17 protein-coding genes and 1 riboswitch are annotated in these 20,220 nt (G+C 67.4%); of the genes, 16 read left to right on the top strand and 1 reads right to left on the bottom strand.

Annotated features, from left to right (window positions below):
* Positions 1–18 precede the first annotated feature (18 nt).
* The 10 genes from BW11_RS04920 to fmt all read left to right on the top strand — a co-directional run bounded on the left by BW11_RS04920 (position 19) and on the right by fmt (position 12,880).
* The gene (locus tag BW11_RS04920; protein WP_258184549.1) at positions 19–1,629 is read left to right on the top strand and encodes an MFS transporter; all 1,611 of its coding nucleotides are present in this window, start codon (positions 19–21) and stop codon (positions 1,627–1,629) included.
* Positions 1,630–1,736: 107 nt separating this feature from the next.
* A complete protein-coding gene (locus tag BW11_RS04915) occupies positions 1,737–2,777 on the top strand; it encodes a LacI family DNA-binding transcriptional regulator (protein WP_140444888.1) in 1,041 nt (346 codons plus the stop codon).
* Between the two features lie 228 nt (positions 2,778–3,005).
* Entirely contained in the window at positions 3,006–4,157 is a 1,152-nt protein-coding gene (locus tag BW11_RS04910; RefSeq protein WP_140444887.1) for a Gfo/Idh/MocA family protein, read from the top strand.
* A 50-nt stretch (positions 4,158–4,207) separates the two neighbouring features.
* The gene (locus BW11_RS04905; RefSeq protein WP_140444886.1) at positions 4,208–5,428 is read left to right on the top strand and encodes a DUF993 family protein; all 1,221 of its coding nucleotides are present in this window, start codon (positions 4,208–4,210) and stop codon (positions 5,426–5,428) included.
* A 30-nt stretch (positions 5,429–5,458) separates the two neighbouring features.
* Positions 5,459–6,304, top strand: a complete 846-nt coding sequence (locus BW11_RS04900; protein ID WP_140444885.1) for a sugar phosphate isomerase/epimerase — start codon at positions 5,459–5,461, stop codon at positions 6,302–6,304.
* A 195-nt stretch (positions 6,305–6,499) separates the two neighbouring features.
* Positions 6,500–6,832 carry a DNA-directed RNA polymerase subunit omega gene (gene rpoZ / locus BW11_RS04895; RefSeq protein WP_052119197.1) on the top strand — a complete coding sequence of 111 codons (333 nt, stop codon included), beginning with the start codon at positions 6,500–6,502 and terminating at the stop codon, positions 6,830–6,832.
* Between the two features lie 248 nt (positions 6,833–7,080).
* Positions 7,081–7,160, top strand: a riboswitch (SAM riboswitch).
* Positions 7,156–8,385, top strand: coding sequence for a methionine adenosyltransferase (gene metK / locus BW11_RS04890; protein ID WP_043166322.1), 1,230 nt, complete (start codon positions 7,156–7,158; stop codon positions 8,383–8,385). Its footprint overlaps the riboswitch before it by 5 nt.
* 240 nt (positions 8,386–8,625) lie before the next feature.
* Complete coding sequence (locus BW11_RS04885) at positions 8,626–11,013, top strand: primosomal protein N' (RefSeq protein ID WP_140444884.1); 2,388 nt, start codon at positions 8,626–8,628, stop codon at positions 11,011–11,013.
* A 113-nt stretch (positions 11,014–11,126) separates the two neighbouring features.
* A complete protein-coding gene (locus BW11_RS04880) occupies positions 11,127–11,840 on the top strand; it encodes an HAD family phosphatase (RefSeq protein WP_107044090.1) in 714 nt (237 codons plus the stop codon).
* 38 nt (positions 11,841–11,878) lie between these two features.
* Positions 11,879–12,880 (top strand): methionyl-tRNA formyltransferase, encoded by a 1,002-nt coding sequence (gene fmt, locus BW11_RS04875; protein WP_107044089.1) that lies wholly within the window; start codon positions 11,879–11,881, stop codon positions 12,878–12,880.
* Here fmt and serB read toward each other — a convergent pair.
* On the bottom strand, positions 12,877–13,566 hold the full coding sequence (serB, locus tag BW11_RS04870) for a phosphoserine phosphatase SerB (protein ID WP_043166329.1): 690 nt from the start codon (positions 13,564–13,566) through the stop codon (positions 12,877–12,879). The genes fmt and serB overlap by 4 nt on opposite strands.
* Before the next feature lie 149 nt (positions 13,567–13,715).
* Between serB and BW11_RS04865 the strand changes: the two genes are divergently transcribed.
* From BW11_RS04865 to BW11_RS04840, 6 genes are all read left to right on the top strand, one after another.
* Entirely contained in the window at positions 13,716–14,324 is a 609-nt protein-coding gene (locus tag BW11_RS04865; protein WP_258175605.1) for a DedA family protein, read from the top strand.
* A gap of 46 nt (positions 14,325–14,370) precedes the next feature.
* Positions 14,371–15,948, top strand: a complete 1,578-nt coding sequence (gene arc / locus BW11_RS04860) for a proteasome ATPase (protein WP_043166331.1) — start codon at positions 14,371–14,373, stop codon at positions 15,946–15,948.
* An 18-nt stretch (positions 15,949–15,966) separates the two neighbouring features.
* Positions 15,967–17,658, top strand: coding sequence for a depupylase/deamidase Dop (gene dop / locus BW11_RS04855; protein WP_140444883.1), 1,692 nt, complete (start codon positions 15,967–15,969; stop codon positions 17,656–17,658).
* A gap of 46 nt (positions 17,659–17,704) precedes the next feature.
* On the top strand, positions 17,705–18,553 hold the full coding sequence (locus tag BW11_RS04850; protein ID WP_140444882.1) for an inositol monophosphatase family protein: 849 nt from the start codon (positions 17,705–17,707) through the stop codon (positions 18,551–18,553).
* 123 nt (positions 18,554–18,676) lie between these two features.
* Positions 18,677–18,883, top strand: a complete 207-nt coding sequence (locus BW11_RS04845; RefSeq protein ID WP_043166336.1) for a ubiquitin-like protein Pup — start codon at positions 18,677–18,679, stop codon at positions 18,881–18,883.
* Positions 18,883–20,220 (top strand): proteasome accessory factor PafA2 family protein (locus BW11_RS04840; RefSeq protein ID WP_140476347.1); only part of this gene is annotated, 1,338 nt, incomplete at its 3' end. The genes BW11_RS04845 and BW11_RS04840, both read left to right, overlap by 1 nt.

Raw genomic sequence — 20,220 nt, 5'->3', positions numbered from 1 at the left:
ACGAATACGACGGAGAACATGAACGTTAACGCGAGCGTCGCCGGTGAAGGCGGCGGCAGTAGTAACGACGACAGCGGCAGCGAGGCGTTGCATAGGGCGATGTCATCGTCCCAGAAACGTGCGATCACGATGCGGCAGGCGCTCGGCTACGGCATCGGCGACTTCTACGGCGGCGGCCAGTTGACGCTCATCGCCACGTATCTGTCGTTGTTCTGGACGCGGTTCTGCGGGATGGACATCGCCACCTCGCAGTCGGTCATCGGCATGAGCGCGCTGGTGAGCGCGGTGGCGGCCCTGTTGTTTGGCGTGCTCGACGACAACCTGTACCGCTACGACGTGGGCCGGCGGTTCGGACGCCGCCGGTTCCTGCTCATGCTCATCTCGCCGCTGCTGCTCACCGGCGTGTTCCTGTGGATTCCGGGACTGCCGATCGCGGCCTACGCCGGCATGTATGTGATCTGGGTTGTGCTGGCGCAGGTGTTCGCCACCGCATACAATCCGCTGCCGGGGGAGATGACGACTGATTTCACCGGTCGCACGAAGCTGTCGACGGTGCGCCTGTTCGTCTCGACCGGCGCGGCGACGCTGATCCCGCTGGCCGGCAGTGCGGTCCTGTCCGTGACGGGCGAGGATCGGCCGGTCGGGTATATGATCTTCACGATCGCGACGACCGTGGTGTTCTCGTTGGCGGTGTTCGTGTGCTGGCGGCGCACGTGGGAGATGACGCCGGAGGCGGCCGGTTTCGGCGCCTATGCGCGTGGCGAGGTGCGCGACGGGCACATCGGGTTCGTCGGCTGGATGCGGCGCGCGGTCAAGGTGCTGCGTGAATACGCGACGACCCTCAACGTGAAGGAGTTTCGCAAGCATCTGGCGATCTATCTGATGGTGCAGGTGTCGATGGACGTGTTCGGCCAGACGTTCGTGTTCTTCGTGGTGTTCGACTGGGGGAGCACGGCCGCGTTCGCCTCGCTGTTGCTCGGCTGCGCGGCGGTGTCGCTGCCGTTGATGCCCTTGTTCGGCATGGGCATGACGAAGCTGGGCCCGCGTCGCATGTACGCGATCAACTTCGCCGGGTGCCTCTCGGGCGTGGCCTGGCTGCTGCTGGTGTGGGTGCTGGCGGGGCATGTGCCGGGGCCGGTGTGGACGGTGGTGGCGGTTGCGGCCTCGTTGTGGTTCTTCGCGTTCAAGTCCCTGTGCGGTTATCTGCCGTGGGCGGTGTTCCCGTACATGGCGGATGTGGATCAGGTGGTGACGCGTCGCTACCGGTCGGCGACGTTCTCGGCGATCCAGGCGTCGTTCCGTCAGCTGTTCTCGGGGTTGGCCACGATTCTGGTGGGCGTGGTGCTGGGTGCGGTCGGGTTCGATGCGACCCGGTCGGTGCAGTCGCCGACGGCGCGGATCGGCGTGGGCGTGGTGCTGCTGGGCTGGTTCGGGGTGTCGATGATCCTGTGCTGGCTGATCTCCGCGCACCTGAGGATCGACAAGCGGACCGATGGCATGGTGCTCTCCGAGATCAACCGGTTGCAGTCCGGCGGCCGCAAGTCGGCGGTCGACAAGGAGACCCGTCGCACGATCGAGAAGCTCACCGGCATGCCCTACGACCAGGTCTGGCTCAACGGCGGACGGTAATGGGGCTGTCCGGTAACCATGCCGGCGGAGTCTCCCGGCGCCATGTCGAACGTGTGCATTTTTATGGAGGATTGGTGATGGCGGTTGCAGACAAGGAGCGGTGAGAAATGGCGAGGAGCACGGGGCATTCCCGTCCGGTGATCAAGGACGTCGCACGTCTCGCCGGAGTGTCCGCGCCGACCGTCTCGCGATATCTCAACGGCACCGTCAAGGTCTCCGAGGACAAGCGCGAACGCATCGCCAAGGCCATCAAGCAGCTCGGGTACGAGCCGAGCGTCGTCGCGCGCGCCCTGTCCAATCAGGAGATGGACACGGTCGTCGCGTTCGCCGCGAACCCGTCCGCCTTCTCCACCTCCGAGACGAACCACGGCGTCGAGGCGGCGGCACGCAGGCGTCGCTTCCTGCTCAACATCGTCTCGCTCGACGAATCCGACATGGATTCGGTCGAGCAGCGCGTGCGGATGGGCCTGTCCGTCCGCCCGGCCGGCGCGGTGGTCTACCTGTACGACAAGGCCGGCATCAAGGCGCTCGACTACATCCCCAAGGATCTGCCGCTAGTGGTCGTCGGCGGCAGCTTCGGTGACGGCGACTATCAGGTCGTCAACGCCGAACGCGAGGGCGGGCGATGGATGACGATGCACCTGCTCGACCTGAAGCACAGGACCGTATTCCACGTGGCACGCCCGGCGGGTCCGAACGACAACACGCGCACGAACGGCTGGCGTGACGCGCTGGAGGAGCGCGGCGCCGTGATCCACGAGCCGATCATCGTCTCTCCCGACGATCTGGAGGAGGCCGTCGAGGCCGGACGCCGACTCGGCGAGCGCGATGACGTGACCGCCGTGTTCGCCGGCAACGACGAGACCGCGATCGCCGTGATCAAGGGATTGAAGGAGTCGGGACGGCAGATCCCGGACGATGTGAGCGTGGTCGGCTTCGACGACCAGCGGTTCGCTCCCCTATGGCAGCCGGCGCTGACGAGCTACAGCCAGAACTTCCTCGAAATGGGGGAGCGCGCCTTCCGCATGCTCTACGAGCAGGTCAGGGCCAAGCGCGAGGGGACCGATGCGCCGCAGCCGCGCGTCGAGGTGGTCGAGGGCCGTCCCTGCCTGCGCGGCTCCGAAACCGAATACGTCCCCTGGGAGTGACGGACGTCGGTCGGAAAGCAATCGTTTACCGTTTACATGGTCGCCGGAAGGCGGCCATTTTTCGTATATGTGCGACGGTTCGTGTGATTTGCACCACGTCATTCGGTGGTGTATAGTGCAAAGCAATGGAAAGCGCTTACCAAACATGGTGGGCACGAGGGCCAGAACAACGCAAAGTCAAGGACACGTGACTGCAAAGCCGCAATCAGCGAAAGGACACGAAAGAACATGGCAGACAAGACCATCGGAGTCATCCTCAACGGCGCCACCGGCCGTATGGGCTACCGTCAGCACCTATGCCGCTCGATTCTGCCGATCATCGAGCAGGGCGGCGTGGAGCTGTCCGACGGATCGCACGTGCAGCTCGACCCGATCCTCGTCGGACGCCACGAATCCAAGCTTAAGGAGGCCTCCGAGAAGCACGGCGGGCTCAAGTACACCACCGACCTCGACTCGGTGCTCGCCGATCCGCACTACCCGCTCTACGGCGACTTCCTCGTCACCTCCGCGCGCGTCGAATCCCTGAAGAAGGCCATCGCCGCCGGCAAGGACATCTACACCGAGAAACCGCTTGCCGAAACCTACGAGGAAGCCTGCGAGCTCGTGCGCCTCGCCGAGGCCAAGGGCGTCAAGACCGGCGTCGTGCACGACAAGCTTTTCCTGCCCGGTCTGTTGAAGCTCCGCCGCCTGATCAAGTCCGGCTTCTTCGGACGCATCCTCTCCGTCCACGGCGAATTCGGCTACTGGGTGTTCGAAGGCGACTGGCGCGAATCCCAGCGCCCCAGCTGGAACTACAGGAAGGAGCTCGGCGGCGGCATGATCTCCGACATGTTCCCGCACTGGAACTACGTGATCGAAGGCCTGTTCGGCAAGATCAAGACCGTCTACGCCGAGGCGAAGACCGAGATCCCCGAGCGCGTCGACGAGAAGGGCAACACCTATCAGGCCACCGCCGAGGACGCCGCCTACGCGATCTTCGAGCTCGACAACGGCATCACCGTGCAGATGAACTCCTCCTGGAACACCCGCGTCTACCGCAACGAGCTGCTCGAGTTCCAGATCGACGGCACCCGCGGCTCCGCGGTCGTCGGCCTGTTCGGCGCCGAGATCCAGGTGCGCGACGCCACTCCGAAGGCGTTCTGGAACCCGGACGTTCCGGACCCGCACAAGTACATGGACGGCTGGCAGGAGATCGGCACCGACGAAACCTACGAGAACGGCTTCAAGGCGCAGTGGGAGGAGTACATCCGCGCTCTCGCCGAAGGCGCCGACTACCCGTACGACTTCGCCTCCGGAGCCCGCGGCGTGCGCCTGGCCGAGCTCGGCTACGAATCCGCCGCCAAGGGCGCCAAGGTGATCGTGCCCGAAGGCCGCTACTGATCGTACCGATCCCGTCTTTTGACAAAGAGCCTTCACGAAAGGACCTACACATGGCAACATTCACACTGATCGACAAGTCCGGCGAGACCAGCAGGGTCGAGGCGAATCCGGCCCCGGCGTTCGCAAAGCCCACGCGGCCGCTCAGATCCCGCATCGCCTACGCGGCCGCGCACGTCGTGCCGCTGGCGTGGGCCGACAACACGCCCGGACGGCCCGCCGAGGTCGACTGGAAGTCGACCATCGGATTCCGTCGCATGGTGTGGTCGTGGGGGCTCGGCGTCGCCGACTGCATGGACACCGCCCAGCGCAACCTCGGTATGGACTGGGCCGCCACCGCCGAACTCATGCGCCGCTCCGGTGCCGCCGCCAGGGAGTACGCGGCCAAGGAGGGCTGGGGGCGTTCCGTCGCCGACCTCGTGTCCGTCGGCGTCAACACCGACCAGTTGAAGCAGGGCGGCGACTACACGCTCGCCCAGATCGTCGACGCGTATCTCGAACAGCTCGACGTGTGCGAATCCGCCGGCGACGGCCCGGTCATCATGTGCTCGCGCCACCTGTGCCGCACCGCCAAGAGCCCGGCCGACTACATCAAGGTCTACGACGAGGTCATCGGCGCCGCCAAGAGCCCGGTCATCCTGCACTGGCTCGGCGAGGTGTTCGACGCCCAGCTGCACGGCTATTTCGGCTCTCCCGACTGGCGCGATGCCTCCCGCACCGTCCTGACCATCATCGAGCACAACCCGGGCAAGGTGCGTGGCGTCAAGATGTCGCTGCTCGACGCCGACTCCGAACGCTACATGCGCGCGATGCTGCCCGAAGGCACGATGATGCTCACCGGCGACGACTTCCACTACGTCGACCTCATCAAGGACGCCGAACAGGACGATCCGAAGCACGGTGGACGTGCCGTCATGCATTCCAACGCGCTGCTCGGCGCGTTCTCCGTGCTCGCCCCGCACGCCTCCGCCGCCATCCAGGCGCTCGACAGGGGCGATGAGGCCGAATACCTGCGCATCCTCGAACCCACCCAGGCGCTTGCGCAGCAGGTGTTCGTCCATCCCACCGAGTTCTACAAGACCTCCGTCGCATTCATGAGCTGGCTCAACGGCCACCAGAGCGCCTTCCAGATGGTCGGTGGCCTGCAGTCCGCGCGCAGCCTGCCGAACCTCTCCCACGTGGTCGAACTCGCCAACGCGTGCGGCGCCTTCGAGAACCCTGACCTCGCCACCGAACGCTGGAATGCGCTGCTCGCGCTCAACGGCATCAAGTGAACGCCTGAAACGTCTGAAAGGAAGAACATCATGACCAATCCGATCCTCTCCATGAATCAGGCGACGATCAAATACGCCGACCTCAAAGAGACCCTTGACACGCTCACCGCCGCCGGATACCGCAGCGTCGGCCTGTGGCGCGAACCGGTCGAGGCGGTCGGCCTCGACACGGCCGTCAGGATGGTCGCCGACTCGGGCCTGAGGGTCTCGACCATGTGCCGTGGCGGCTTCTTCACGATGCCGGAGGGCCCCGCACGCCGCGCCTCCATCGACGACAACCGCAAGCTCATCGAGGAGACCGCGGCCTTCGGCTGCAAGGTCCTCGTCCTCGTCGTCGGCGGCCTGCCGGAAGGTTCCAAGGACCTGATCGGCGCCCGCGAACGCGTCGCCGACGCGCTCTACGAGCTGGAGAAGGATGCGCTCGACGCCGGCGTCACGCTCGCCATCGAGCCTCTCCACCCGATGTACTGCACCGATCGTGCGTGCGTCTCCACGCTCGGTCAGGCGCTCGACCTTGCCGCGCCCTTCGACCCGAAGGCCGTCGGCGTGACCGTCGACACGTTCCACATCTTCTGGGATCCGCAGGTGCTCGACTCCATCGCCCGCGCCGGACGCGAGGGCCGCATCGCCACGTACCAGGTGTGCGACTACCGCACCCCGTTCGAGAAGGACGTGCTGCTCTCCCGCCACTACATGGGCGAGGGCGTCATCGACTTCAAGAGCCTGACCGAAGCCGTCGCCGCCACCGGATGGCGCGGCGACATCGAATGCGAGATCTTCAACCAGGCCGTCTGGGACACCCCGTTCGCCGAGGTCGCCGCGAAGGTCTCCGACGCCTTCGACAGGGAAGTCGCCCCGTACTGGCCGGAGCGCTGATTGTTCGTTATGCATCGCGCGCCAACTAAGGAAGCGCGCAGCATGGCCGCGGTCACCCTTGGCCGACGCGCCGGCCGGCGAGGGCGATTCATCGTCGATGATACGCCGATTCCCGGGTCTTCAGGGGAGTCCCCGGGCGGGACTATACTTGTTGCGGTTGAGATAGTTTTTCCGCATGTTGGGAGATGCACCGTTATGGCAAATGACACCGAGGCGAAGGACACCGAGCCGAAGGCCGTCGAGGAGGAGTTCGGCACCAAGCCCACCCCGGACGGTCTGGCCAGCCCGTCGATCGACGAGCTCATGGAGCACGCCGATTCCAAGTATGCTCTGGCGATCTTCGCCGCCAAGCGCGCCCGTCAGATCAACTCCTACTTCACCCAGCTCAACGAGGGCCTGCTGCAGAACGTCGGTCCGCTCGTCGAATACCAGAACAACGAGAAGCCGCTGTCCATCGCGTTCCGCGAGATCAACGACGGCCTGCTCGAGGAGACCCTCGGCGAGGACGACCTGTCCGAAGGCAACTGATCCGTGCGAGGCCGGTGGACACCGGCCGCATGGTTGACCGATAATCGAAGAACTCCGGTCCGAACTCGTCCGACACGCTTGCCCAAGCGTACGCGGACGAGTACAACTGACCCTCAGGAGCGAACAACGTAGGGCTCGCGCCGGCCGCAAGGTCTGGCACGGGCCCTTTTGTATCACCGCCGAAGGCAGCCGTTTCCGGCCTGCCGTGGACAGTGTCGGTCCTGATGTACAACCAACAATTCAAGAAACGTATCATTGTGCCCCGCACTTCCGGGCCCGAAGCGGCCGCGTATGCGAGGCGATAAGTCCGAAAGAGGGATGATATGACCAACCACGAGCGCAAGCTCATCTCCGCCGAATCCGTCACCGAAGGCCACCCCGACAAGGTCTGCGACCAGATCTCCGACGAAATCCTCGACGATCTGCTCAGGCAGGATCCGCAGTCCCACGTCGCCGTCGAGACCTCCGCGGCCACCGGCGTGTTCCTCGTCTTCGGCGAGGTGACCTCCGAAGGCTACGTGGACGTGCAGGCGAAGGTGCGCGAAACGCTGCGCCGCATCGGCTACACTTCGTCCGAGGTCGGCCTCGACGCCGACTCCTGCGGCGTGATCGTCGCCATCACCGGCCAGAGCGCCGAGATCAACCAGGGCGTCTCCCGCCTGAGCGGGGCCGAGGAGTCCGCCGCCAGCCGCGAGGAGCGCTACGAGGCGCAGGGCGCCGGCGATCAGGGCGTGATGTTCGGCTACGCCACCGACGAGACCGACGTGCTCATGCCGCTGCCCGTGCATCTGGCCCACCGACTGGCCTACCGCCTCGCCGAGGTGCGCAAGAGCGGCGAGGTGCCGCATCTTCGCCCGGACGGCAAGACGCAGGTCACCATCGAATACGACGAGCACGATCACCCGCTGCGCGTCGACACCGTGCTCATCTCCACGCAGCACGACCCCGAGGCCACCCACGAGTGGCTCGAGAAGGAGCTCAAGGAGCACGTCATCGACCCGGTGCTCGACGAGATCCTCGGCGACACGCTCAAGCACGACGACTACCGTCAGCTCGTCAACCCGACCGGTTCGTTCATCCTCGGCGGCCCTGCGGCCGACGCGGGCCTGACCGGCCGCAAGATCATCGTCGACACGTACGGCGGCGCCGCGCACCACGGCGGCGGCGCGTTCAGCGGCAAGGACCCGTCCAAGGTCGACCGTTCCGCCGCGTACGCCACCCGCTGGGTGGCCAAGAACATCGTGGCCGCAGGACTTGCGCACCGCGTCGAGGTGCAGGTCGCCTACGCCATCGGCGTGGCCGACCCGGTGTCCATCAACGTCGAGACGTTCGGCACCGAGATCGGCGGCGTGACCCGTGACCAGATCCAGCAGGCCGTGCGCAAGGTCTTCGACCTGCGCCCCGCCGCGATCATCGACGAACTCGACTTGAAGCGCCCGATCTACGCGAAAACCGCCGCCTACGGCCACTTCGGCCGCACCGACGTCGCCTTCCCGTGGGAGGAGACCAACAAGGTCGACGAGCTCAAGGCCGCCATCGCCGAACTCGCCTGAATCGACTGACCGAGCATCACCTGCTCCCATCGCGCGGTGATGCCACCCATGACGCGGTGAATATCCCATCGCGCGGTGAGGCCGAAATCCGAATCGTTGGAATGAAGCCGTTTTCCTACACCGCGCGATGGGACATTCACCGCGTCATGTCGTATTCACCGCGCGATGGGGTGTCTGACCGCGCGATGGAACGGGCCGGGGTGCGTCGGCCGGCGCGCACATGCCGCTACGATGGCTCCTATGAGTGACATGGACGCGGAACAGCTGACGCTTGACGGGCTCGCCCCCCGCAGGCGTCGGCGCCGCGCGCCCGCGGAGCACACGCCCGCAGCCGAACACCCCATCGCCCGCGTCGTCCTCGACGTGCAGGCCACGCATCTGGGGCAGACCTTCGACTATCTCATCGACGAGAAGCAGTCGGACGCGGCCATCCCCGGCATGCTGGTACGTGTCCGCTTCGGCGGGCGGCGCGTCACCGGCATCATCTGGGAGCGTGCCGACGCCAGCGACACACCATCCTCCTCATTGCGCTATCTCGAACGCGTTCTCGGCGACGACATCCTCGTCCCCGCCTCGATGCGACGCGACATCACCCTGATAGCCGACGCATACGGCGGCACGCGCGCCAACATCCTGCGACTCGCCGTGCCCCCGCGCGTCGCCAAGGTCGAGAAGGAGCAGCGACTCGTCGCCGGATTCGCGCGCGACGGCCGGGATGACGGGCGATTCGGCTCAGGGAACGGCGACGGAACCACTTCCGACTCGCCGGCCGCACGCATCGCCGCCCGCTTCGATCGTTTGAGCGGCATGTACGACCGCAATCTGGCCGCCCTGCAGGACGCGCTGCACGCCCGCGCGGCCGCCTTCCGCTCCTTCGTGTTCGACCCGCTGCCCGGCGTCGGCCAGGCCGCGGCCGCGCTCGCTTGGATGGCCGCCGAATCGCTCGCCGCCTCCCGCACCGCCGTCATCGTTCTGCCCGGCATGAAGGAGACGCGCGACGTCCTCGACTCCCTCGGCGCGCTCGGCCTGACGCCGTTCGGTCCCGGACGATCCGGCACCGGCGGCTGGAGCGGCGACGTCGCGGTCCTGAGCGCCGAAACCCCGCCCATCGACCGCTACCGCGCCTACCTCGCCGTCGCCACCGGACAGGTGAAATGCGTGATCGGACCGCGCGCCGCCATGTACGCGCCGGTCGACGGCCCCGGTCTCTTCGCGATCATGGACGACATCGCCTACCAGCAGGCCGACGGCATGATGCCCTATGCTCACGCGCGCGGCGTGCTGCGACTGCGCGCCAAGGCGCACGGCGGCGTGTTCGTCGCGCTCGCCAACGCGCGCAGCCCCCTAAGCCAGATGGAGGTCGCAGGTTTGCCGGGTGTCGGCGTGCCCGCGATGTCCGCTGCGACGGCCCCGTCCGGTTCGTCTGGTTCGTCCGGTTCGACTGGCTCGTCCGACCTGTCCGACGCGGTGAGCGGGCCGAGCGTCGCGATCCGTCCGCTGCCCAGCGTGCTCAAGGACGCCTCGCCGTGGATCCGCTGGCTCAGCCGCGAGGAGCTCGCGCGTCTGGCCGACCCGTCGATCGGCGCGCGCGTGCCGCACACCGCCGTCGCCAACATCCGCGTGGCGCTGAACGCCGGCGGGCCGGTGCTGTTCTCCATCCCCGCCGACGGCGTGGCCGAAGCGTTGAGCTGCGCCAACCCGAAATGCCTGCGTCAGGCGCGATGCCGTAAATGCGCGGGACCGTTGCAACGCGTGCAGGGCGTGGCCGTGCCCCGATGCCGCTGGTGCGGGGCCGCCGCCTCCAACTGGACCTGCCCGCACTGCCACGGCGACCGTCTGCGCGTCATACGCGTGGGCGCCGCCGGCACCGCCGACGAACTGCGCGGCCTGTTCCGAGGCGTCCCGATGCTGCTGTCCAGTCCCAGCCAGCCGCGTGGCGTCATCGAGGAAATCGACCATCGTCCGGTCATCGTCATCGCGACCCCCGGCGCCGAACCTCGCGTGCGCGCGAAGAGCGGTCCGGGGTACGGCTCCTACGCGGCGGTCGCGATCCTCGACGCGTGGACCAGCCTGTACGCGCCGGGACTCGACGCGCGCGTCGACACGCTTGCCGCGTGGATGCGCGCGGTGTCCCTGTGCGCGCCGCGTACCGCCGGCGGACAGGCATTGCTCCTGGGGGAGACCGACCCGGCCATCGCCCAGTCGCTGATGCTCTGGGATTCCTCGCTGCTCGCCTCGCGCGAACTCGACGAACGCGCGCAGACCGGCATGCCGCCGGTCGTCGCCGTCGCCTGCGTCTGGGGACGCCGGGACGCGGTCATGCGCGCGCTCAGGGCCATCGGCGCGCTGGACGGCGACATGGCCGTCTGCCCGATGCCGGGTGGTTCCGTCGGTGCCATCGGGATGGCGATGCCCGGCGTACTGGGCCCGGTGCCGATCCCGCAGCCGCGCACGGTAGACGCGCGCGAACTGGAGGTGACCGCCGACCGCGTGCGCGCCGTCGTCCGCGTGCCGCACGCGAGACGCGAGGAACTGGCCGCACGCCTCAAAACCGAGGTCGCACGCCATGTCGCCGCGCGCGAGGGCGGGGAACTGAGGTTCCAGCTCGATCGCAAGGACCTGATCTGACCGCATGGGAGCCCGTCCGATCCCGCACGCGGAGGCGTCCCGCGCGCATGGGAACATGATGTCGGCAAGGGGCTTGATGGCCCCCACGAATCATGGAAACGAAAGGAACCGCGATGAAGGGTTGGCCCGGAGAACCGGACATGGACTACGACGTGCTGGTGGCGGACGGCGAGGCCGCCGCGAACGCCGGCAAGCCGATCACCGACGTCATCTTCGACTTCGGCAACGTGCTCATCTACTGGGATCCGTCCGCGGTGCTCATCCCGCGATACGACAAGGAGACCATCGACCGGTTCCTCGACAACGACGTCTCCCGCTTCTACGACGCCAACGACCTGATGGACGGCGGCGCCACCCCCGAGGAGGGCGTCGCGTGGATGCGCGAGCACAGCGGCGACCAGTGGGCCGACATGCTCAAGTACTACCTCGACAACTTCGAGGACTCCCTCGTCGGCGTCGTGCCCGGCGCGCGCGTGCTCATCAACGACCTCAAGGCCGCCGGCATCGGCGTGTGGGGCCTGTCCAACTGGGAGAAGGAGCTGTTCCCGATCGCCGAACGCGCCACGCCGATCCTCTCCAAGCTCGACGGCAAGGTCGTCTCCGGATACGTCAGGCTGCGCAAGCCGCACAAGGACATCTACGAGCGCGCGCTCGCCGACTTCGGCATCGCGGCCGACGGCGCCGTGTTCATCGACGACAAGGCGATGAACATCGTCGGCGCGAACGCGGCCGGCATCCGCGGCATCCGCTTCCGCGACCCGGTCAAGCTGCGCGAGCTGCTCATCGACGCCGGCGTCGACATCCCCGACGTCAAGACCGTGAAGTGAGATCTTCGAAGTAAAGGACAAAAGGAATCACCACACATATGCTCAAACTGCTGTTCGCAGGCACTCCCGACGTGGCCGTGCCGTCCCTCAAGGCGTTCGCCGCCGACCCGCGATTCGACGTGAAGGCGGTCCTGACCCGCCCCGACGCGCCCACCGGCCGCGGCCGCAGGCTCACCCCCAGCCCGGTCAAGGCCGCGGCGCTTGAACTCGGCATCCCCGTCATCGACGCGAAGCCGCGCGATCCGGGCTTCCTCGACACGCTCGCCGGTCTCGACGTCGACATCGCCGCCGTCATCGCCTACGGCAACATCCTGCCCAAGGCCGTGCTCGACGCCGTGCCGCTCGGCTGGTACAACCTGCACTTCTCCAACCTGCCCGCCTGGCGTGGCGCGGCCCCCGTGCAGCGTTCCATCTGGGCCGGAGACAGGACCACCGGCGCCGACGTGTTCAAGGTCGGCGAGGGATTGGACGACGGTCCGGTCATCGCCACGATGAGCGTGGACCTGACCGGACGGGAGACCTCCGGCGAACTGCTCGACCGTCTCGCGGTCGAAGGCGCGCCGATGTACGTGGACGCGCTCGCCAGCGTGGGGGAGGGAACCGCCGTGTTCACCCCGCAGCCGGAAGGTGAGTTCGAGTACGCGCACAAGATCACCGTCGATGACGCGCGCATCGATCTCACCCAGCCCGTCGAGGCGATCGACCGGCAGATCCGCGCCTGCACGCCCGCCCCCGGCGCATGGTGCGAACTGTATCCGGAAGGAAAGCCGGCCGCCGGCGAGACGGTGGCCGAGGCTGACGAGCACGCCAGGCCCCTGACCCTGCACGTGCTGGCCGCCCGCCCCGCCGACCTTACCAATCCGAACGCGCCGCAGGCGCTCGCCCCCGGCGAGCTCAAGGCGGGCAAGAGGAACGTGTGGGTCGGCACCGGCACCGATCCGCTGGAACTGCTCCAAGTCAAGGCGCAGGGCAAGAAGGCCATGCGCGCCGCCGACTGGGCCCGAGGCGCCCGCCTCGCCCCCGCCGCCCGCCTCGACTAGTCGCGCAGGAACCCGAGCACCTTCGTCAGGTCGCGCTCGTTGATCGACTCATGGGCGGCGAGCTGGGTCTTCGGCTTCGCGCAGAACGCGATGCCGAGGCCCGCGGCCTGAATCATCGGAATGTCGTTCGCGCCATCGCCCACGGCGACGGTCTGCGCCATGTCGATGCCATCGCGCCTCGCCCACTCGCGCAGCGCATGCAGCTTGACGGTCTTGCACACGATCTCGCCGAGCACCTTGCCGGTGAGTTTGCCGTCGCGCACTTCGAGACGGTTCGCAAGCCAGTGGTCGATATGCGCCTCCTCGGCGAGTCGGTCGACCACCTCGTGGAATCCTCCGGAGACGACGCCGACCTTCCAGCCGTGCGCGTGCAGCGTGTCGATGAGCTCCAACGCGCCGTTGGTGAAATGCAGTTTGTCGTGCACGGTGTCGAACACGGAGACCGGCAGTCCCTCGAGCAGCGCCACACGGGCGCGCAGGGCGTCGCAGAACTCGAGCTCGCCGCGCATCGCGCGCTCGGTCACGGCCGCGATCTCATCACCGGCGCCGGCCGCCTCGCCCAGCTCGTCGATGACCTCCTCGTCGATGAGCGTGGAATCGACGTCCATCACCAGCAGACCGGGCTTCGACAGGGTGGGATTGTCGGCAGTATTGTCGTCAAGGGATTGCGCATGTTCTTGCATCATGCCTTTGATTGTCGAAAAACCTTGGGACAATGCCCATTATGATTTTTGACGCCATTCATGACGCCGCAATCCAGGCGAATTCCGCAATCACGATCGCAGCCCCGGCCACCCCCGTGTGCACCACCGGAGAAAGCGGGCTCATCGGCTCGATCACCGACTGGCTCGTCTCCCTGATGGAGACGGTCGGAGGCCTTGGAGTCGCCCTCGCCATCGCGCTCGAATCGATCTTCCCGCCCATCCCCTCCGAAGTGATCCTGCCGCTGGCCGGATTCACCGCCTCACGCGGCTCCTTCGGCCTCATCGAGGCGATCATCTGGGCCACGGTCGGCTCGCTGCTCGGCGCATGGGCGCTCTACGGCATCTCCCGCTGGGTTGGTCTGCACCGCATCCACAAGGCCGTCGACGTCATCCCGGGAGTCAGCCGCAAGGACGTCAACAAGGCCAACGACTGGTTCACGAAGTACGGCACCTGGTCGGTGCTCATCGGCCGCGTGATCCCGGTCGTGCGCTCGCTCATCTCCATCCCCGCCGGATTCAACGCGATGAACTTCGCGCAGTTCACCGGCTGGACGCTGCTCGGCTCGGCCGTGTGGAACACGATCCTCGTGTCCACCGGATACTTCCTCGGCGAAGGCTGGTGTTCGATCCTCGGCTACCTCAACGTGTTCGAGGACGCGGTGATCGTCGCCTTCATCGTGGTCATCGTCGTGTTCGCCGCACGCAAGATCCGTACAGTGGTACGTGACAGGCGGCGGTGACGCCAACGAGCAATCACGATAGGCGACGAGGAGACCCGAGGAACACATGACGGACGATCAGGAGCAGCTCAACCGGCAGGCGCGCGAGGAGACGGCCCGCGAACTGGCCTCGCTCAACGACCGGCTCATGGCCAGGAACCATGCGCTGGCCGAGGCGCTCACCCGCGCCGGCAAGGAGCTGACGAAGGCCAAATCACAGCTCGCGCAGCTCGCCCAGCCGCCGATGACCTTCGCCACGATGATCAAGGTCGACTCCACGCACCTCGACGATCTCGGCGTCCAGCACGCCTCCGCCGAGGTCATCACCGGCACGCGCCGCATGATCGTGCCCGTCGCCGCGAACCTCAACGCCGCGCGACTCGCCGCCGGCCGCACCGTACTGCTCAACGAGAAGATGGTCCTCGTCGAACAGCGCGACACCGACACCGTCGGATCCATCCGCGTCGTCTCCCAGACGCTCGCCGACGGCCGGCTCGTCGTCGCCGACGGCGGCGGCAACCCCACCGTCATCCGCCGTGCCACGGCGCTCGCGGGCACGTCCCTCGACAAAGGCGACCGCGTCATCGTCGACCCCTCCGGGCGCATCGCGTTGGAGAGCCTGCCGCACGAGGACGACGCCGATCTCGTGCTCGAGGAGACCCCGAACGTCGACTTCTCCGACATCGGCGGCCTCGACGAGCAGATCGGACGCATCAGGGACGCGGTCCAGCTGCCGTTCCTGCACCGCGAGCTGTTCGCACGCTACGATCTGACGCCCCCGAAGGGCGTGCTCCTGTACGGGCCTCCCGGCAACGGCAAGACGCTCATCGCCAAGGCGGTCGCGCACGCGCTCGCCGAAGGCTCGAACATGGGTGGCAGGGGCGTGTTCCTGTCGGTCAAGGGTCCGGAGCTGCTCAACAAGTTCGTCGGCGAATCGGAGCGGCTCATCCGCCTCATCTTCCAGCGCGCCCGCGAACGCGCCACCGACGGCAGACCGGTCATCGTGTTCATCGACGAGATGGATTCGCTGCTGCGCACGCGCGGCTCCGGCGTCTCGAGCGACGTGGAGACGACGATCGTGCCGCAGTTCCTCGCCGAACTGGACGGCGTCGAATCGATCGGCAACGTGATGGTGATCGGCGCGTCGAACCGCGTGGACATGATCGACCCGGCCGTGCTGCGCCCCGGTCGCCTCGACGTGAAGATCCGCATCGACCGTCCGGACGGTGACGCGGCGGCCGCGATCGTGCGCCACTATCTGACCGACGATCTGCCGCTCGAGGAGGGCGTGGACGCCGAGGCGCTGACCCGCGTGCTCGTACGCGACATCTACACGCGCTCCGAACGCCGCCATCTGGCCGACGTGCGCGACGAGCACGGCGTGTGGAACGCGCTGTTCCTCGCCGACGTGGTCTCCGGCGCCTCGCTGAAGAACGTCGTCGACCGTGCCAAGACCTACGCGGTCAAGGCGTCGATCACGTCCGGACGGGACGTCGCGCTGAACGTCGACATGCTCGCGCGGGCCGTCGAGGACGAATACCGGGAGACCCGCGACTCGCTGCTCGACGCGGACCCGGTCCAATGGTCGCGAGTCAACGGCTTCGACGCCGGCAGCGTCGAAGCCATCCGCGCCGTGGAACACTGACGGAAAGGAATCGCGCTCATGAGCGTTCGACGAGTAATGGGAACGGAGACCGAGTACGCGGTCTCGCAGCCGGGCGAGGCGTACGGCCAGCCGGTCAAGCTGAGCTTCACCGTGGTGGGGGCGGCGGCCGATGACGCCACACGGCACATCAGATGGGACTACCGGCAGGAGGATCCGGTCAACGACGCACGCGGCACCCGCCTCGACCGCGCCTCGGCCCGTCCCGAGATGCTCACCGATTCCCCGCAGCTCAACATCACCAACGTGATCGCGCCCAACGGCGGCCGCATCTACGTCGACCACGCGCATCCCGAATACTCCGCGCCCGAAACGACCGATCCGTTCGAGGCGCTTGCCTACGACCACGCCGGCGACCGGCTCATGCTCGCCGCCGCCCGCGCCGCAAGCGCGCAGCCTCAGATCCGCGACACCGGCCGGCCGATCGTCCTGCATCGCAACAACGTCGACGGCAAGGGCGCCAGCTGGGGCACGCACGAGAACTACATGATGGCGCGCGCCGTGCCGTTCACCGACGTGGCCGCCCTGATGACCGCGCACTTCATCTCCCGCCAGATCTGGGCCGGATCGGGGCGCGTCGGCCTCGGCGAGCACAGCGAGACCGCCGGATTCCAACTGAGCCAGCGCGCGGACTACATCCACGCGAGGATCGGCCTGCAGACCACGTTCGACCGCCCGATCATCAACACGCGCGACGAATCCCATTCCACCTCGGACAAGCGCCGTCTGCACGTCATCGTCGGCGACGCCAACCGCATGGACGTGCCGCAGGTCCTGAAGCTCGGCGTCACCTCGATGCTCCTGTGGACGCTCGAACACGCGCGGGACGCCGGCTACGACCTCGACGCCCTGCTCGGCCGGCTCCAGCTCGCCGATCCGGTCGAGGCCATGCACGTCGTCTCCCACGACCTGAGCCTCGACGCCGCACTACCACTCGAAACCGGCGGCGAGACCAGCGCGTGGCTCATGCAGATCGAACTGCGCCGGGCCGTCTACGAGGTCGCCGCCGCGATCCTCGGCACCGACACGAAGGGCGAACCCGCGTGGGAGGACCGTCAGACCCGCAACGTGATGGCCATGTGGGGACAGGCGCTCGCCGACGTCGCCGCGATCCGCCATGCCGACGACGACGCGCGACTGACGCTCAGGGCCGAGGCCGGACGCATCGAATGGCTGCTCAAATGGCAGCTGCTGGAGAAGCTGCGCCGCAAGATCGCCGGTGCCGGTGCCGGTGCCGGTGACACCGGGTGGGGCGATCCGCGTCTGGCCGCCGTCGACCTGTCCTGGGCGGCGCTCGACCCGGCCGCATCGGTGTTCGCCAAGCTCGAGAAGGCGGGGCGGGTCGAGCGTCTCGTCGACGACGACCGGCTCGCCGCGGCCGCGTCCGAGCCGCCGTCCGACACCCGCGCCTGGCTGCGCGCCGCGATCGTGCGCGCGTTCCCGTCCGACGTCGTCGCCGCCAGCTGGTCGCATCTGACCGTGCGCGTGCCGCGTGAGGACGGTCAGGACCTCTTGGCCGACACGTACGGCAACTCGTCCGCGGCCGAGGCGACGAGCGTGCGGCCGGGGGATCTGGTGAGCCTCGACATGTCCGATCCGCTCGCCTTCCGCAGGGAGAACGTCGAGAGCGTCGTCGCCCGTGCGGCCAACGCCGCCGAGGCGATCGGCGAACTCGCGGCTCGCGGCAGATAGCGTGCGGGTTGTGCTCCCCTGCGAGCGAACGATAAGATTGTGAGCCATGGCACAACAAGAGAATCTGCGTGACCTCGCGATGAAGGTCGCCCAAATCGTCCAGGCGGCCGGCAAGCATGCGCTGCAGGACCAGATGGCCCCGCACAACATGATCATCTCCCGCGAGAACCCCACCGAACAGTTCAACGTGGACGTCGACGGCCGTCTGCTGCGCTACATCTCCGGCCGTCTGGCCGACATGGAGCACTTCGACGGCTTCTGGCAGACGCGTCCAGCGCAGTCCCGCCCCGGACAGCGCTACTGGTGCGTCGGCAAGATCGACGGCTCCATCAACTACATCCGCAACATGAGCGAATGGACGGTGACCGTCTCCCTGTTCGAGTTCAACGAGGAGGGGTCCGCCCAGCCGATCCTCGGCGTCGTGCACGCCCCGGCGCTCGGCGAGACCTATCTGGCCGCCCGCGGCGCCGGCGCGGTGCGCATCCGCAGCACGCCGGTCGGTGAGAAGCGCGAGAAGGTCGTGCCCTCGATGACCTCGACGCTCGACGGCGCGGTCGTCAGCTACGGCATGTCCTACGTGCCGAGCGAGGCGGAACGCGCCCTGAAGACCGTGGCCGGACTGGCCGAGGCAGGCCCCGCCGACATCAAGCGCGTCGGCCCGGCCTCGCTCGACCTGTGCAAGGTGGCCGACGGCACGTACGACGCGTACTTCGAGCCGATGCTGCACGAGTGGGACATCCCGGCGATCTCCGCCGGCGCGGTGGTCGTCTGGGAGGCGCAGAGCACGCTGCGCCGCTGGAACGGCAACGGCATCCACTGGCGTCGCGCCAACGACGTGCTGTGCACCAACGGCATGATCGACCGCGAACTCAAGCCCTACCTCGTCCAGGAGTAGAACCAGAAGTAGAAGTGGCCGGCGAGACGCGAGTCAGGCCGTATGACGGGCCCCGGGAGCATGTTCCCGGGGCCCGTCGCGTATCGTAGAGGAATCGAAACGAACAGGAAGGAGCGGGCCATCATGCCTCAGCAATTCGAACAGGGTCAGTCGCAGCGCAACGACAACGAGCAGGTCGAGCAGGACGCGCCGCTCGCGGCCGCGCAGACCGAGACCGCAGCGGATACGGACGTCGACGCGCTCGACGCCGTGCTCGACGACATCGAAAGCACGCTGGAGACCAACGCCGAGGAGTACGTCAAGAGCTTCGTGCAAAAGGGCGGCGAGTGATGCCGCAGCTGCGTGACAGCGGCACTCGGGCGGCCCACGAATCGAACGGCACGCCCGCGGCCGAACTGAACGGCTTCGAACGCATCTTCGGCGTCGAAACCGAATACGGGGTGGCCGTCACCGGCACATCCGGCGCGCGGGGGCCGGTCGACGCCGGTCAGGTCGCGATGACGATGTTCCAGCCGGTCGTCTCCCGCGCGCGGTCGACGAACACGTATCTCGACAACGGCTCGCGCCTCTATCTGGACGTCGGATCGCACCCCGAGTATGCGACCGCCGAGGCGAGGGACCCCCTCGACGCGCTCGCACAGGACATGGCGGGGGAGCGGATCATGGCCTCGCTCGCCGCCCAGGCGCAGGAGCGTCTTCGCGTGAGTCACGGCGATCACGCCGCGATCCACGTGTTCAAGAACAACGTCGACTCCGCAGGACACGCGTTCGGCTGCCACGAGAACTATCTCGTGCGCCGTATCGTGCCGCTGGAGACGATCGAACGCCAGCTGCTGCCGTTCCTCATCACCCGCCAGCTGTACACCGGCGCGGGGCGGTTCACGCCCGACGGGACCGGCTTCCAGCTGACGCAGCGCGCCGACTTTCTCGACGAGGCCGTCTCGTCGGCCACCACGCGATCCCGTCCGATGGTCAACACGCGTGACGAGCCGCACGCCGATCCGGAGTCGTTCCGTCGTCTGCATGTGATCATCGGCGACTCGAACCGCTCCCACTGGGCGACATGGATGAAGCTCGCCGTCACGCATCTCGTGCTGTGCGTGATCGAGGACGCGGTCAGACGCGGGATCCCGAGCGGATTCGAGGACCTCGCGTTCGACGATCCGGCCGCCGCCAACCGCGCGGTGAGCCGCTGGCTGGACGGTGGCGCCGGTACCGACGTCGGTACCGCCGGTGCCGGGAGCGATGCCGCCGATCCGGCGGGAGCCCTCGCGATGCAACGCCGATATCTGGGCGTCGTCGAATCGTTCGTGCGCGATCACGCGGACGCGTTGAACGCCTCGCTGCCGAAGACGCCGGTGACTCTGGTGCTCGACCACTGGCGGTGGGTGTTGGACGCGTTGGAACGCCGCGACATCGCCGAACTGTCGAAGCGCGTCGACTGGGCGGCCAAGTACCGTCTGGCCGAGGCGCTGCGGCGGCGTCGCCCCGACGTGGGCTTCGCACAGCTCGAACGCATGGAGCTCGACTATCACGACGTGGCCAACGGCAGACTGTACGGTTCGCTGGTCTCGCACGGCCAGCTGGACGAGGCGGTCGATCCCGCGCTCACCGTGGCGGGCGCAGGATCGGGAACTGGCGCGGAGGCGGCGGATCCGCGCCACACC

The organism is Bifidobacterium sp. UTCIF-38 (assembly GCF_006454495.1).
In the GTDB taxonomy this organism is placed as follows: Bacteria; Actinomycetota; Actinomycetes; order Actinomycetales; family Bifidobacteriaceae; genus Bifidobacterium; species Bifidobacterium callitrichos.
The sequence above is the reverse complement of the archived record's forward strand: the minus strand, read 5'-3'. Positions and strand labels throughout refer to the sequence as shown.